The sequence below is a fragment of the Streptomyces phaeoluteigriseus genome (assembly GCF_001896135.2).
GTDB lineage: Bacteria > Actinomycetota > Actinomycetes > Streptomycetales > Streptomycetaceae > Streptomyces > Streptomyces phaeoluteigriseus.
Window position 1 is genome coordinate 1147224 of the sequence record NZ_MPOH02000015.1, and the last position, 14805, is coordinate 1162028.

Here is a 14805-nt window from a genome sequence, read left to right on the forward strand (position 1 = left end):
TCCTTCATGCTCGCACACCCACGCGGCAGCGAACAGCGACCCTGGCCGCCCTGTCGAGGAGCACACGCGGCGGCGCCGGGATTCATGTCACATCGACGCAATGACCATCGTCAAAGTGACATGAAGCAGGCTATGATAAATAACGTCAGATCGACGAAAAGTAGAAAAGGTGCGTGCCGTGACCACCGCCCAGACCACGGAGCTCGACGTACAGCCGAGTCCCCTCGCCCTGTTGCTGCTCGGCCGCGAGGCCGACCCGAGGAGTGAACGGGGCGTCGAGTGCCCCGGCGACCTGCCCTCTCCCTCCGACCCGGACCTCGTGGAGCGGGCCCGTGCCGCCAAGGAGAAGCTCGGTGACAAGGTCTTCGTCCTCGGGCACCACTACCAGCGCGACGAGGTCATCCAGTTCGCCGACGTCACGGGCGACTCCTTCAAGCTGGCCCGGGACGCGGCCGCCCGCCCCGAGGCCGAGTACATCGTGTTCTGCGGTGTGCACTTCATGGCCGAGTCCGCGGACATCCTGACGTCCGACGACCAGAAGGTGGTCCTGCCCGACCTGGCGGCCGGCTGCTCGATGGCCGACATGGCGACGGCCGAGCAGGTCGCCGAGTGCTGGGACGTGCTGACCGAGGCCGGCATAGCCGAGCAGGTCGTGCCCGTCTCGTACATGAACTCCTCGGCGGACATCAAGGCGTTCACCGGCAAGCACGGTGGCACGATCTGCACCTCCTCCAATGCCGAGAAGGCCCTGCAGTGGGCCTTCGAGCAGGGCGAGAAGGTGCTGTTCCTGCCCGACCAGCACCTCGGACGAAACACCGCCGTCCGCGACATGGGCCTCTCCCTGGAGGACTGCGTCCTCTACAACCCGCACAAGCCGAACGGCGGGCTGACCGCCGAGCAGCTGCGCGACGCGAAGATGATCCTGTGGCGGGGCCACTGCTCGGTGCACGGCCGCTTCAGCCTGGAGTCCGTGGAGGACGTACGCGCCCGCATCCCCGGCGTGAACGTGCTGGTCCACCCCGAGTGCCGGCACGAGGTCGTGGCGGCGGCGGACTACGTCGGCTCGACCGAGTACATCATCAAGGCCCTGGAGGCCGCGCCCGCCGGTTCCAAGTGGGCCATCGGCACGGAGCTGAACCTGGTCCGCCGACTGGCGAACCGCTTCGCGCCCGAGGGCAAGGAGATCGTGTTCCTCGACAAGACGGTCTGCTTCTGCTCGACCATGAACCGCATCGACCTGCCGCACCTGGTCTGGACCCTGGAGTCCCTGGCCGAGGGCAAGCTGGTCAACCGCATCGAGGTCGACAAGGAGACCGAGGCGTTCGCGAAGCTGGCGCTGGAGCGGATGCTGGCGCTGCCGTAACGCGTCCCGGCCCGGCCCCGGCGGGCACACTCATGCCGGGGCGGGGTGCGGCCGGGGTCGGCCGGGTCCACGGAGAAGACCGTCCCGTCGGGGGTGGTCACCACCAGCGCGCCACCCTGCCGGAACAACTCGGCGGACCAGCCCCCGCTCCCCGCTCGGCCGGCCCGCGGCAGGGACTCCCACAGCACGGTGCCCGCGCGGGCGTCGAGGGCCGCGACCCGCCCGCTCGCACTGGCCAGGAACACCGTGGCGCCACCCGAGTCCCCCACCGGCCTGCCGGGCTGTTCCAGGCTCGTCGGGGTCTGCCACAGCCGCTCCCCCGTCTCCGCGGACACGGCGGTGAGCAGCCCGTTGGAGGCCGCGAAACACAGGACCCCGTTCACCAGGGCCGCCTGGCCGCGCGGCTCGCCCGTCAGCGCCACCGACCGCCGCGCCCCGCTGTCCCGGTCCACCAGCGCCACCCGCGTGTACGCCGGTTCGTCGGCGTCCTCCAGACTCCTGGCGCTCTGCTCCACGAACACCAGCTCGTCGCCGCGTACGCCGAGAAAGGCGCTGTGGAGTTGGAGACTCGTCAGCGGGCGCACCGTGCCGTCGGCCCGGTCCAGCGTCAGCAGCCGGACACCGGGGTCGTCGCCGTCGTACCTGCTGCACACGGCGTACAGATCGCCGTCGACGTCATGGAAGTCACAGGCGTGGTCCGCGGGCAGGGGCGCCGTCCAGGCGAATTCGTCGCGCAGGGAGCGAGCGGTGACCGAGCCGTTGCCGGGGAGCAGGGCGAGCCCGCCGGCCACGGTGGGGGTTCCGTTGCCCCCGGTCGCCTTGCGCGACCACAGCCGATCACCGGTCTCCGCGTCGATGGCCACGACGGACGGGGTGGCTCCGCCCGACGCGAAGTGTTCGGACTGGCGCACCAGCATCACCCCGTCGTGAACGCCCAGGATCCGGCCCTCGTACGCGTTCGCTTCCGTCCCTGACGGTGCGGTGTCGGCCCGCCACAGCGTCCGGCCGGTCAGCGCGTCGAGGCGGACCGGGAGGACCCCGTTCCCGACGCAGTAGAGCGCGCTGCCCTCCAGCGCGCAGGACGGTGTCCCCAGCCCGCCCGTTGCCTCCGGGGCTCGGGTCACCCCGCGCGCGGCCGCTTCGTGCACGGTCGTGTTCCAGGGCCGCCAGCCCGCCGGAACGGCCGCCCAGCGGGAGGGGGCCGACGTGCTCGGGGCGCCACCGGCCTCCGTACCGCGGTCCCGCAGCGGGCCCAGGGCGAGGTAGACAGCGAGCGCGACGGCCAGGACGCCGGACACACCGCCCAGGGCGAGCAGCCTGCCGCGGCGCGACACACGGCCGGACGGGCCGGCCCACCGCACGACGGGCTCGGCCGTGGGCCCGGTGCCGCGGGGCCGGTCGGTGCCGGGGCGGCGCGCGGACGGTTCGGCGGCCGAGGGGCTCGTGCCGGGACCGGGACCGCCCGGGGCCACCGTGCGCAGGTCACCGGTCGCCTCCTCGGGCAGGGCGTCGGCGAACTCCTTCGCCAGGTCGTCGAGGGAGGGCCGGTCGGCGGCGGGCTTGGCCAGGCAGCGGGCGATCAGGGGGCGCAGGGCCGGTGTCAGCGCCTGAACCGCCGGCTCGTCGTGCATCACCCGATACGCCGTCAGGTAAGGGCTGTCGGCGTCGAAGGGGCCACGTCCGGTCGCCGCGAACACCAGGAGCGCGCCCAGTGAGAAGACGTCGGAGGCGGGGCCCACCGAGCGGGCGTCCGTGAGTTGCTCGGGGGACATGAAGGGCGGCGTGCCGATCATGTGGCCGGTCTCGGTCAGCGTCTGGTTCTCCGCCGCACGGGAGATGCCGAAGTCGATGACACGGGGGCCGTCCTCGGCCATCAGTACGTTCGCGGGCTTGAGGTCGCGGTGGACCACCCCGGCCCGGTGGATGTCGCGCAGCGCCTCCACCAACCCGAGCGCCAGGCGGCGCAGGTCCGCGTCGGACAGCGGACCGTCCGCGCGGATCCGGTCGGCGAGCGAGGGCGCCGGCACGTACAGGGTGGCCATCCACGGCCGGGCCGCCTCCGGGTCCGCGTCGACCACCGGCGCGGTGAAGGCGCCGCTCACCCGGCGGACGGCCTCGATCTCCTGACGGAAACGGGTACGGAAGACGGCGTCCTCGGCGTACTGAGCGTGCACCACCTTGACGGCCACGTCCCGCCCGGTGCGTGACCTGGCCCGGTAGACGACGCCCATCCCACCGGCGCCGAGGCGGTCGACGATCCGGTATCCCCCGAGTGACCTCGGGTCGTCCTTGAAAAGAGGCACCGCCCCGATCCCCTTCCCCCGCAGAGCAGTTCGAGCTCACAGGATAGGTAAGCCCCACGGAGGAAGGGACGTCGGTGCCGGGATGTCCGGCCGCGTGTCACACGCCGGCCGGCTCCGGGGTCCGCTCCGGCTCGGTCGGCTGCCGCTTCGCCGCGCGCTTCTTCGCCCGGCGCTCCTTGCGGAGTTCGACCATCGCGTAGAGCGTCGGACGAGCAGCAGGGTGAGCAGGGTGGAGGTGATCAGGCCGCCGATCACGACGACCGCCAGCGGCTGGGCGATGAAGCCGCCCTCACCGGTGACGCCCAGGGCCATGGGGAGCAGGGCGAAGATGGTCGCCAGCGCCGTCATGAGGATGGGCCGCAGTCGGTGGCGGCCGCCCTCGATCACGGCCTCGACGACGCCGTGGCCCTGCTTCCGGTACTGGTTGATCAGGTCGATCAGCACGATGGCGTTGGTCACCACGATGCCGATCAGCATCAGCATGCCGATCATCGCCGGGACGCCCATCGGGGTGCCGGTGGCGATCAGCAGGCCGATCGCGCCGGTCGCCGCGAACGGGATCGAGACCAGCAGGATCAGCGGCTGGACCAACGACCGGAAGGTCGCCACCAGCAGCATGAAGACGATCGCGATCGCCGCGAGCATCGCCAGGGCGAGGTTCTTGAACGCGTCGTCCTGGTCCTGCGAGACACCGCCGATCTCGGCCGTCGCGCCCGCCGGGAGCTTCAGCGCGTCCAGCTCGGACGTCAGGTCCGCGCTCACCGCGCCCGTGTTGTCGCCGGTCGGCCGCGCGGTGACGGTGGCCGCGCGCTGTCCGTCGATGCGGGTCATGGCGACCGGGCCGTCGACGAGCTGCACGGTGGCGATGTCGCCGAGCTTCACCGGACCGAGGGGCAGGGCCTTGAGCTGCGCCAGCGTGGCGGCCGGCGCGGCGGAGGTGATGACGACGTCGCGTTCGGTGTCGTCCAGGACCGCCTTGCCCGCGGTGGTCCCGCGGACCGCCTGGGTGACCGCGGCGCCCAGCGTCTGCTCGTCGAAGCCGGCCGCCGCGGCCTTGGCGTTCGCCTTGACCGAGATGCGCGGCACGCTCTGCGAGAGGTCGCTGGTGACATCCGTGACGCCGTCCAGGCCGGCCACCGCGGAGCGGACCTGCTCGGCCGCCGTCCGCAGCGCCCCGGCGTCGGCCGCCTTCACGACGACGCTGAGGTCCTGGCTGCCGAAGCCGTCACCGGCGGCGACCGTCGTGCTGCCGATGCCGGACAGCTTCTTCAGGCCGTCCTCGATGTGGTCCTGGACGTCCTCGAAGGACGCCGAGTCCTCCAGCATCACCTGGTACGAGGCCTGGTTGGTGTCGGTGCCGCCGCCGAAGGCGGCCATGAACCCGGAGGAGCCGATGGTGACCTGGTAGTCCTTCACGCCCTCGGTGTCGGCGAGCAGTTGCTCGACCTTCCTGGCCTGGACGTCGGTCGCCGCCAGGCTGGTGCCCGGCTTCAGCTCCTGCTTGACCGTCAGCACCTGCTGCTCGCCCTGGTCGAAGAAGTTGGTCTTCAGCAGGGGGGCCATGCCGAAGGTGCCGATCAGGACGACGACCGCGATGGCCACGCTCGTCAGACGGCGCCTGGTCGCGAACCGCAGGACGGGGACGTAGAAGCGCTGGAGACGGCTGCGTGCCTCCTTCTCCTCGGCCGCGCGGCGGGCTTCCTCGGCGTCCGCGGGGGTGCCCTTCGGGGGCCGCAGGAACCAGTACGACAGGACCGGGACCACGGTCAGCGACACCAGCAGGGAGGCCAGCAGGGCCGCCGTGACGGTGAGGCTGAACGAGCCGAACAGGGCACCCACCATGCCGCCGACCAGGCCGATCGGCAGGAACACGGCGACCGTGGTGAGGGTGGAGGAGGTGACCGCGCCGGCCACCTCGCGGACCGCGGTGAGGATCGCGGTCTCGCGCTCCTCGCCGTAGCCGAGGTGGCGCTTGATGTTCTCCAGGACGACGATCGAGTCGTCGACGACCCGGCCGATGGCGATGGTCAGCGCGCCCAGGGTCAGCATGTTGAGCGACAGGTCGCGGGTCCACAGCACGATCAGGGCGAGGACCACGGACAGCGGGATGGACACCGCCGTCACCAGCGTCGAGCGGATCGACGCCAGGAAGACCAGGATGACCAGCACCGCGAAGAGCAGGCCGAGCGCACCCTCCGTGGTGAGGCCCTTGATGGACTTCGACACCGCCGGTCCCTGGTCGCTGACGACCGTGATGGACGCGCCGGAGCCGAGGTCCTCGCGCAGGCCGGGCAGCTTGTCCTCGACCGCGTCGGAGATGGCGACCGCGCTGCCGTCGTGGTCCATGGTGACGGCGACGGCGAGGCTGGGCCTGCCGTCGGTGCGGGTGATGGAGTCGGCCGGGGCCTCCTCCTGCTTCACGGTGGCCACGTCGGCGAGACGGACCGGCCTGCCGCCCGCCTGTGCGGGGATCACCAGGTCCTGGATCTGCCGCAGGGAGGTGAAGCCGCCGCCGACCTGGACGGTGCGGTTGCTTCCCGCCTCGTCGAAGGAGCCGGCCGCGACGGTCACGCCGCCCGCCTGGAGGGCCTGGGCGAGGGACTGGACGGTCAGGCCGGCCTTGGCCAGCTTCGTGTCGGCCGGGGTGACGGTGACGCGCAGGTCGCGTACGCCGTCGACGGTGACCTGGCCGACGCCGTCGATGTCCTTCAGCGCGGGCACGACGGTCGTGTCCAGCCGGTCGGCGAGGGCCTGCTGGTCCCCGTCCGAGGTGACGGCGAGGACCACGGTCGGGATGTCGTCCGTGGAACCGGCGACGACCTGCGGGTCCACCGCATCCGGGAGCTGGACGCGGGCCCGGTTGACGGCCTGCTGGACGTCGGCGACGAGCTGCTTGGTGTCGTTGCCGTAGTCGAAGGAGGCCAGGATGACGGCGTTGCCCTCGCTCGCCGTGGAGGTGACGCCGGTGATGCCGTCGACCCCTTCGAGGTTGTCCTCGATCGGCTCGATCACCTGCTTCTCGACGACGTCCGGGGAGGCGCCCTGGTACGGCGCGAGCACGGACACCACCGGCAGTTCGATGGTGGGCAGGAGTTGCTGTTTGAGCTGCGGGATCGCGATCGCGCCGAACACGATCGCGATGATGGACACGAGGCCTATCAGGGCCCGTTGCGCGAGGCTGAACTTCGACAGCCAGGACATGGGTCGCGGGTCTCTCTTCTGTGAGCGGCAGAAGCGGCAGGGCGGGAAGGGAAAAAGGGGCGCCGCGAACACAGATGAGCGCCCTCCCTCACACCCTGAGCCATCGGGAGAGCCCGATCCGTAAGCCCCAGGTCGATTTCCTTATCCGGCGCATACTCCGGGTGCAGTACGGCCGGGTGGAGATCAGTCCACCCTTGGGCGGACCAGCCCGGACTCGTAGGCGGTCACCACGAGCTGGGCCCGGTCGCGGGCGCCCAGTTTCGCCATGGCCCGGTTGACGTGCGTCTTCACGGTCAGTGGGCTGACCTCCAGGCGCTCGGCGATCTCGTCGTTGGAATGGCCGCCGGCGACCAGGACGAGGACCTCGCGCTCCCGGCCGGTGAGCGCCGAGAGCCGCTTCGCACGGTCCGGGTCGTCGCCGTCGCCCCCGGCGCCGCCCTGGGCGAGGAAGCGGGCGATCAGCCCCTTGGTGGCGGTCGGCGAGAGCAGGGCCTCCCCGCCCGCGGCGACCCGGATGGCGTTGAGGAGTTCCTCCGGTTCGCTGCCCTTGCGAGGAAGCCGGAGGCGCCCGCGCGCAGCGACTGCACCACGTAGTCGTCGACCTCGAAGGTCGTCAGGATCACCACGCGGACCCCCGCGAGGGACGGGTCGGCGCTGATCAGGCGGGTGGCGGCGAGACCGTCGGTGCCGGGCATGCGGATGTCCATCAGGACGACGTCGGCGCGCTCCTCCTTGGCGAGCCGGACCGCCTGCGCCCCGTCGGACGCCTCGCCGACCACCTCCATGTCGGGCTCGGAGTCGACGAGCACCCGGAACGCGCTGCGCAGCAGCGCCTGGTCGTCGGCGAGCAGGACGCGGATGGTCATGCGGAGTCCTCGGGGGCGCTGGAGCGGGTCTTGACGGGCAGGATCGCATGGACGCGGTAGCCGCCTCCGTAGCGGGGACCGGTGGTGAGGGTGCCGCGCAGGGCGGTGACGCGCTCGCGCATCCCCAGCAGGCCGTGGCCGCCGCCGTCCTGCGGCGCCGGGGCGTCCCCCGCGCCGTCGTCGAGGACGGTGACCTCGATGTTCGGTCCGACGCGTACGACGCTGACCTCGGCCCTGGCGTCCGGCCCCGCGTGTTTCTGCACGTTGGTGAGGGCTTCCTGGATGACCCGGTAGGCCGCCAGACCGACGGCTGCGGGAAGCCTGGTGTCGTGGTCGGCGCGGGCCACCTCGACCTGGAGACCGGCGTTGCGGAAGGTGCCGGCGAGTTCGTCGAGCCGGTCCAGACCGGGGGCCGGTTCGGTGGGGGCCTCCGGGTCGCCGGACTGGCGCAGCAGGCCGACGGTGGCACGGAGTTCGTTGAGCGCGGAGCGGCTGGCCTCGCGGACGTGCGCGAGGGCCTCCTTGGCCTGGTCGGGACGCTTGTCCATGACGTGTGCGGCCACCCCGGCCTGCACGTTGACCAGGGCGATGTGGTGGGCGACCACGTCGTGCAGGTCGCGGGCGATGCGCAGGCGTTCCTCGGCGACCCGGCGGCGGGCCTCCTCCTCGCGGGTGCGTTCGGCCCGCTCCGCCCGCTCCCGGATGGCCCGCACGACGGCCCGGCGGCTGCGGACGGCGTCCCCGGCGGTGGCGCCGATGCCGGTCCAGGCGAAGATCGCCAGGTTCTCCTGGGCGTACCAGGGCAGTGGTCCGGCGAGCATGGCGGCGCCGGTGAGGACCGTCATGGTGAGCAGGCCGACCCGCCAGGCGGTGGGGCGGTCGGTGGTGGAGGCGACGGTGTAGAGGGCGATGACGGCGGACATCGCGACGGGGGCGCGGGGGTCGCCGGTGACGCTCTCGGCCACGGAGCAGGTGCCGGTGAGCGCGAGGACCGTCATGGGGGCGCTGCGGCGGAAGACGAGCGCGGCGGCGCCGAGGGTGATCAGCAGCAGGCTGAGCGGGTCGGGGGTGCGGACGCTCCAGCTGACGCTCCGCTCGCCGTGCGGGTCGACGAAGGACCCTGCCAGCATGCACAGCAGTACGCCGGCGGCGAGGGCGGCGTCCAGGGCGAGGGGGTGGGCTTTCAGCCGGCGCTGGGCTCGGGCCAGGGGCGTCACCTTTTCCGTACCGTCCCTTTCCTGGCCGTCGCTGGGGACTGCTGCCGGGGGCTGCCGCCCTCGGACCCCGCTGTCGGCCCGAACGGCCTCGTGCCTCGGCCTCAGCCGCCGGACCCGAGGGGTCGCCCGGCTTCAACCGGGGACCGGGAGACCTGGGGAACCGCACCCGCGGAACGCCCGCCCTCCCCCGGGGCTCAGCCGTCTCACCCCGGGATCAGTCCGTCGTCGCCCAGCATCTCCCGGACCTCCTCCAGGCTCGCGTCCGGGGCCGGGAGGATCAGCTCCGAAGGTTCCAGGGAGTCGTCCGGGAGGGGCTCGCCGAGGCGCCGGACGGCGTCCAGGAGAGCGCCGAGGGTGCGGTGGAAACCGTCCTCGTCGCCGCCCTCCATCTCGGCCAGCAGTTCGTCGTCCAGCTTGTTCAGCTCGGCGAAGTGGGAGTCGGCCAGCGTCCACTGGCCCTCCCCCATGATCCGGACGATCATGTCGACCTCCTCGGCTCCGGCCCCGGCGCCGAAGCTACTGCTTGTCGAAGCGCGGGGTGTCCTGCGGCTGCTGCTGGCTCTGCGACGGGTTGGCGCCGCCTTCGATGGCCTGTTGCCCGGACGAGGTGCCCCCGGCCAGCTCCGCCTTCATGCGCTGAAGCTCCAGCTCTACATCCGTACCACCGGAGAGCCGGTCCAGCTCGGCCTGGAGGTCGTCCTTGGCCATGCCGGTGGGGTCGTCCAGGGCTCCGGAGGCGAGGAGTTCGTCGAGGGCGCCGGCGCGGGCCTGGAGCTGGGCCGTCTTGTCCTCGGCACGCTGGATCGCCAGCCCGACGTCGCCCATCTCCTCGGAGATGCCGGAGAAGGCCTCGCCGATCCGGGTCTGCGCCTGCGCCGCGGTGTAGGTGGCCTTGATGGTCTCCTTCTTGGTGCGGAACGCGTCGACCTTGGCCTGGAGGCGCTGGGCCGCGAGGGTGAGCTTCTCCTCCTCGCCCTGGAGCGTGCGGTGCTGCGTCTCCAGGTCGGTGACCTGCTGCTGGAGGGCGGCGCGGCGGGAGAGCGCCTCGCGGGCGAGGTCCTCGCGGCCGAGCGCCAGCGCCTTGCGGCCCTGGTCCTCCAGCTTGGTGGACTGCGACTGCAACTGGTTCAGCTGGAGTTCCAGTCGCTTGCGCGAGGTGGCCACGTCCGCGACACCGCGGCGGACCTTCTGGAGCAGCTCCAGCTGCTTCTGGTAGGAGTAATCGAGGGTTTCGCGCGGGTCCTCGGCCCGGTCAAGGGCTTTGTTCGCCTTCGCGCGGAAGATCATCCCCATACGCTTCATGACACCGCTCATGGGCTTCGCGCGCCCCCTTCTGACGTCCAGCTCCAGCTCTGCGACAGAACCCACAGTACGGGCCCTGCATCCATTGACGCACTGTTCGGGGACGGATGCGCTCATCCCCAAGGACGACTGACCAAGGCCTTGCTCCGGCGTAAGGAGTAGGTGACCGTCAGGGTGGACACCGCGCCACCGCATGTCCCGTCTCCACCGGTCTGTCCCGGGTCCGTCCTCACTTCAGACGACTGGTGTTGCCGGATCGTTCCCCACCGGGCTGGGGTCCATACCCGGGGAGCGCTTACCCTTGGGTTTTGTGTTCCGTAGCCGTGCCAAGGATGAGAAGGCATCGGTGGCCGACAAGGCGCCGCTGACCGACTCCAAGCAGACCCGCGACCCGCAGGCCCCGAAGGGCAGGCCCACGCCCAAGCGCAGTGAGGCCCAGTCCCAGCGCCGCAGCGTCGCCAATACGTCGTCGTCGCGCAAGGACGCCGCCAAGCGTCAGCGCGAGGAGCGCCGAGCCCAGCTCGAGCGCCAGCGTCAGGCGCTGGCAGGTGGTGACGAGCGGTTCCTGCCGGTCCGCGACAAGGGGCCGGTGCGCAAGTTCGCGCGCGACACCATCGACTCGCGGTTCAACGTGGCGGAGTTCTTCCTGCCGATGGCCGTGGTCATCCTCGTGCTGAGCATGGTGCGGGTGGGCTCGCTCCAGACCATCGCGCTGCTGCTGTGGCTCGTGGTGATCGTGCTGATCGTGCTGGACTCGCTCTTCACCGGGCTCCGTCTGAAGAAGCGGCTCGCCGAGCGCTTCCCCGACCAGAACCGGCGGGGCGCGGTGGCCTACGCGCTCATGCGCTCCCTCCAGATGCGTCGGCTCCGGCTGCCCAAGCCGCAGGTCAAGCGCGGAGAGCGGCCCTGAGCACTGCTTCTTTCTCCGGGGGCGCGGCGAGGACCTGGCTGAGCGGGCTGGGCGGGCTGCGTGATGTCGTACGGCAGGAGCTGGTGGCCCGACAGCTCGACGAACAGATAGCCGGGCGGTTTCCGGTCGGCAGCGGCTCCGCGTGCTCGACGTGGGGATGGGCCGGGGCGCGCAGGCGCTGCGGCTGGCCCGGCTCGGTCACCAGGTGACCGGGCTCGAGCAGGACGCGACGATGATCGCAGCGGCCCGTGAAGCCCTGTCCGGCGAGCCCGAGGGCATCCGGGAGCGGATGCGGATCATGGAGGGGGACGGCCGGGACACCGGCGTGCACTTCCCACCCGGCAGCTTCGACGTCGTGCTCTGCCACCGCGTGCTCATGCACGTCCAGGAGCCGGACCCGGTCCTCGCGGGCCTCGCACGCGTGCTGGCGCCCGGCGGGCTGCTGTCCCTCCTCGTCCGCAATGCCGACGCGCTGGCGATGCGGCCCGGCCTGGCCGGGGACTGGGCGGGAGCGCTGAGCGCCTTCGACACCCCGGCGCACCACCTCCCCCATGCTCGAACGGACTCGCACGGCGGGACCCCCGTCCGCCTCGGCCTCGACGTCCGCGCGGACCGCCGGGAGACCCTGACCGCGACCCTCGCGGGCATCGGGGCGCCGCTCCAGGCCTGGTACGGCGTACGGGTCTTCACGGACACGACGGAGGACGGCGCGGCGGTCCCCGAGGATCTGGAGCCCCTGCTGGCCGCGGAGGAGCGGGCGGGCCGGACGGACCCGTACCGCAGCGTGGCGGCACTGCTGCATCTGTGCGGGGTGCGGGGCTGAGCTGTCGCCCGGCGCGCTCGTTCGGGTGAGCTGCGCGAGCCGGGGGCGCGCTCCCTGGTGAGACTCGGGGCATGGATGCTTCCCCTGCGCGTGCCCGGACGGCCGTCGTCGCGGCGGTCGTCGTGTGCTGCCTCGGGGGGCTGGTCGCCGGGTGCTCCGGTGCCGGGTCCGGCCGGGGAGGACATCACCCGGCGGACCGACCGGGTGGCACGGCCGGCGGCCGTGACGCGGGCCGACGATCTCCAGAGCGCGTACCAGAAGGTGATCCGGGACGTCCTGCCGTCGGTCGTGCAGATCGAGGCGGGCAGTGATCTGGGGTCCGGGATCGTGTACGACGACAGGGGGCACATCGTCACCAACGCGCACGTCGTCGGCGAGGAGAAGACCTTCCGGGTGACGACCGCGCACAGCGAGGACCCCCTCGCCGCGACGCTCGTCTCCAGCTACCCCGAGCAGGATCTCGCCGTCATCAGGCTGGACCGGGTGCCCGACGGGCTCGGGGCGGCCCGCTTCGGGGGCTCCGGCGAGGTCGAGGTGGGGCAGATCGTGCTCGCCATGGGCTCTCCGCTCGGCCTGTCGTCGAGCGTGACGCAGGGCATCGTCTCGGCGACCGGACGGACCGTCAGTGAAAGCGGCACCGACGGGGGCACGGGCGCGACGATCGCCAACATGGTGCAGACGTCGGCCGCCATCAACCCCGGCAACAGCGGGGGCGCGCTGGTCGACCTCGACGGCGAGGTCATCGGCATCCCCACCCTCGCGGCCACCGACCCGGGCCTCGGCCAGGGCGCGGCGCCGGGCATCGGGTTCGCGATCCCCGCCTCGATGGTGCGGACCGTCGCCGACCAGATCGTGGCCGACGGCAGGGTCACCGACTCCGGCCGGGCCGCTCTGGGCATCACCGCACGGACGGTCGTGGACGCGGACCACCGGGCCGCCGGAGTCGCGGTGGTGGACGTCACGAGGGGCGGCGCGGCCGGCCGGGCGGGCCTTCGGGCCGGGGACGTCATCACCGGGTTGGGTGACACCGCGGTCACCACGGTCACCTCGCTGGCGGAGGCACTGGCCGCGATGCGGCCCGGCGAACGGACGACGCTCGCCTTCACCCGGAACGGCGACGAACGGACCGTCGACGTGACGCTGGGCAAGCAGTAGCGGGGCCGTCGGCACGGGGCGGGCGGGGTGGCCGTCGACCGGCCACCCCGGGCCGGGATCCGGTCCTAGGACTCGTCGGCGTGCAGGTTCATCGGGCCGTAGATCTCCGTGGCGTCCTCGAACAGCCGCACCTGGTCCGCGCCGCCTTCGAGGAGGGCCTTCCAGTGCTCCCCGAGCCAGGACTCGGCATCCCCCTGCGTGGTGAACTCCTCGGGCTGCACCGCGGGCTGGACCTCCGTCCCGTCGGCCTTCTCGAACCGCCACGTCCATGCCGCCATGTACGCCTCCAACGTGTGAGCACATGCAGAGCAGAAGCCGGATCCTGGTCCGGCTCCTGGCACGCAGCCTAGCCGGATGCGCAAGACCTGATCGGACGCGCGAAAATCAGGTCCGTGGAAGTGACTCTGCTCGGTACCGGTGCCCCCGCGGGACTCCCCCGCCCCGACTGTCCCTGTGCCGCCTGCGCGACCTCCCTCGGGGCGGACGCGCGGGCGGCGACCGCGGTGCTCCTCGACGGGGCGCTGCTGCTCGACCTCACACCGGGCGCCGCCTTCGCCGCGGCGCGCTCCGGACATTCCCTGGGCGGCGTACGGCAGGTGCTGCTGTCGCATCCGCACGACGGACCCGCCGTCGAGGTGCCGGCCGGGCTGCCGCAGCCCGGCCGGGTGCCGGACGGACGGGAGTTGACGCTGCTGACGGGGCACCGGGTGCGGGCGGTGGCGATGGACGCGCCCGGTACCGGGTACGCGGTGACCGGCCCGGACGGGCAGCGGCTGCTGTATCTGCCGCCGGGCGGCGCGCCGGCCGGACTGGAGGAGGGCGGGGAGCCGGCCGAGCGGTACGACATGGTCCTCACCGACGTGGTGGGGCGGCCGGACGCGCTGGCGAAGCTGCGGGCGGTGGGCGCGGTCGGACCCACGACGGACGTCCTCGCCGTCCACCTGGACCACGACGTGCCGTCGGGCCCGGAGCTGCGGCGGCGGCTGGCCGCGGCGGGGGCGCGGGCGGTGCCGGACGGGTCGACGCTGACGGTGGGGGTCTACGAGGAGGTGCCGGACGTGCCACGGCGAACCCTGGTGCTGGGCGGTGCGCGGTCCGGGAAGTCGGTGGAGGCCGAACGGCGGCTGGAGTCCTTCCCCGACGTGCTGTACGTCGCGACCGGCGGGTCGCGGGGCGGGGACGGCGAGTGGGCGGCGCGGGTCGCCACCCACCGGGAGCGGCGGCCGGGGTCGTGGCGGACGGTCGAGACGTGCGACCTGGTGCCGCTGCTCGGGGAGGACGGGGCTCCGCCCCTGCTGATCGACTGTCTGTCGCTGTGGCTGACCGACGCGATGGACTCCGTCGGGGCGTGGGACGACGCGGTGTGGGCGGACGGGGGTGAGCGGGAGCTGCGCTCGCGGACGGCGGAGCTGGCGCGGGCGGTGCGGGGGGCTCGGCGGCCGGTTGTCCTGGTGTCGAACGAGGTGGGGTCGGGGATCGTGCCGGCCACGGCGTCGGGGCGGCGGTACCGGGACGAACTGGGTCGGCTGAACGCGGCGGTCGCGGGCGAGTGCGAGGAGGTCGTGCTGGTGGTCGCGGGCCAGGCGCTGGTGGTGCGGGGGTGAGGTGACCGGGCGGCGGGCCGGCGGCGGAGGGTGGAGCCGGCGTGGCCGGCGCCGCCGGGCG

At 72.5% G+C, this 14805-nt stretch carries 8 protein-coding genes and 4 pseudogenes; 5 read left to right on the forward strand and 7 right to left on the reverse strand.

Annotated features, from left to right (window positions below):
* Window positions 1–178: 178 nt before the first annotated feature.
* Window positions 179–1363, forward strand: a complete 1185-nt coding sequence (nadA, locus tag BM536_RS23145) for a quinolinate synthase NadA (RefSeq protein WP_073497026.1) — start codon at window positions 179–181, stop codon at window positions 1361–1363.
* A gap of 116 nt (window positions 1364–1479) precedes the next feature.
* Here nadA and BM536_RS23150 read toward each other — a convergent pair.
* The 6 genes and pseudogenes from BM536_RS23150 to BM536_RS23175 all read right to left on the reverse strand — a co-directional run.
* Window positions 1480–3594 (reverse strand): annotated as a pseudogene (locus BM536_RS23150) (protein kinase domain-containing protein); the annotation flags it as partial.
* A gap of 108 nt (window positions 3595–3702) precedes the next feature.
* Window positions 3703–6867: an efflux RND transporter permease subunit gene (locus BM536_RS23155; protein ID WP_245873709.1), complete on the reverse strand. Its 3165-nt coding sequence runs from the start codon at window positions 6865–6867 to the stop codon at window positions 3703–3705.
* A 183-nt stretch (window positions 6868–7050) separates the two neighbouring features.
* Window positions 7051–7733: pseudogene (locus BM536_RS23160) on the reverse strand (response regulator).
* Entirely contained in the window at window positions 7730–8950 is a 1221-nt protein-coding gene (locus tag BM536_RS23165; RefSeq protein WP_094103410.1) for a sensor histidine kinase, read from the reverse strand. Before BM536_RS23165 ends, BM536_RS23160 begins: the two are co-directional and overlap by 4 nt.
* Before the next feature lie 203 nt (window positions 8951–9153).
* The gene (gene pspAA / locus BM536_RS23170; RefSeq protein WP_073497030.1) at window positions 9154–9432 is read right to left on the reverse strand and encodes a PspA-associated protein PspAA; all 279 of its coding nucleotides are present in this window, start codon (window positions 9430–9432) and stop codon (window positions 9154–9156) included.
* A 34-nt stretch (window positions 9433–9466) separates the two neighbouring features.
* Window positions 9467–10237 (reverse strand): PspA/IM30 family protein, encoded by a 771-nt coding sequence (locus tag BM536_RS23175; RefSeq protein WP_245873743.1) that lies wholly within the window; start codon window positions 10235–10237, stop codon window positions 9467–9469.
* Window positions 10238–10445: 208 nt separating this feature from the next.
* Here BM536_RS23175 and BM536_RS23180 point away from each other — a divergent pair, with 208 nt between their 5' ends.
* From BM536_RS23180 to BM536_RS23190, 3 genes and pseudogenes are all read left to right on the forward strand, one after another.
* Window positions 10446–11162: a DUF3043 domain-containing protein gene (locus BM536_RS23180; protein ID WP_073497034.1), complete on the forward strand. Its 717-nt coding sequence runs from the start codon at window positions 10446–10448 to the stop codon at window positions 11160–11162.
* Window positions 11163–11245: 83 nt separating this feature from the next.
* A pseudogene (locus BM536_RS23185) lies at window positions 11246–11985 on the forward strand (class I SAM-dependent methyltransferase).
* Window positions 11986–12056: 71 nt separating this feature from the next.
* Window positions 12057–13140, forward strand: a pseudogene (locus tag BM536_RS23190) (S1C family serine protease).
* 65 nt (window positions 13141–13205) lie between these two features.
* On the opposite strand, the gene BM536_RS23195 reads toward BM536_RS23190, so the two are convergent.
* A complete protein-coding gene (locus tag BM536_RS23195) occupies window positions 13206–13418 on the reverse strand; it encodes a hypothetical protein (RefSeq protein ID WP_073497036.1) in 213 nt (70 codons plus the stop codon).
* Window positions 13419–13532: 114 nt separating this feature from the next.
* Here BM536_RS23195 and BM536_RS23200 point away from each other — a divergent pair, with 114 nt between their 5' ends.
* Window positions 13533–14744 carry a bifunctional adenosylcobinamide kinase/adenosylcobinamide-phosphate guanylyltransferase gene (locus BM536_RS23200; protein ID WP_170109941.1) on the forward strand — a complete coding sequence of 404 codons (1212 nt, stop codon included), beginning with the start codon at window positions 13533–13535 and terminating at the stop codon, window positions 14742–14744.
* The last annotated feature ends 61 nt before the right edge of the window (window positions 14745–14805 follow it).

Coding starts and splice junctions, on each gene's coding strand:
- BM536_RS23180 (WP_073497034.1), top strand. CDS start 10,446: ATGTCCCGTCTCCACCGGTCTGTCCCGGGTCCGTCCTCACTTCAGACG.
- pspAA (WP_073497030.1), bottom strand. CDS start 9,432: ATGATCGTCCGGATCATGGGGGAGGGCCAGTGGACGCTGGCCGACTCC.
- BM536_RS23195 (WP_073497036.1), bottom strand. CDS start 13,418: ATGGCGGCATGGACGTGGCGGTTCGAGAAGGCCGACGGGACGGAGGTC.
- BM536_RS23175 (WP_245873743.1), bottom strand. CDS start 10,237: ATGATCTTCCGCGCGAAGGCGAACAAAGCCCTTGACCGGGCCGAGGAC.
- BM536_RS23155 (WP_245873709.1), bottom strand. CDS start 6,867: ATGTCCTGGCTGTCGAAGTTCAGCCTCGCGCAACGGGCCCTGATAGGC.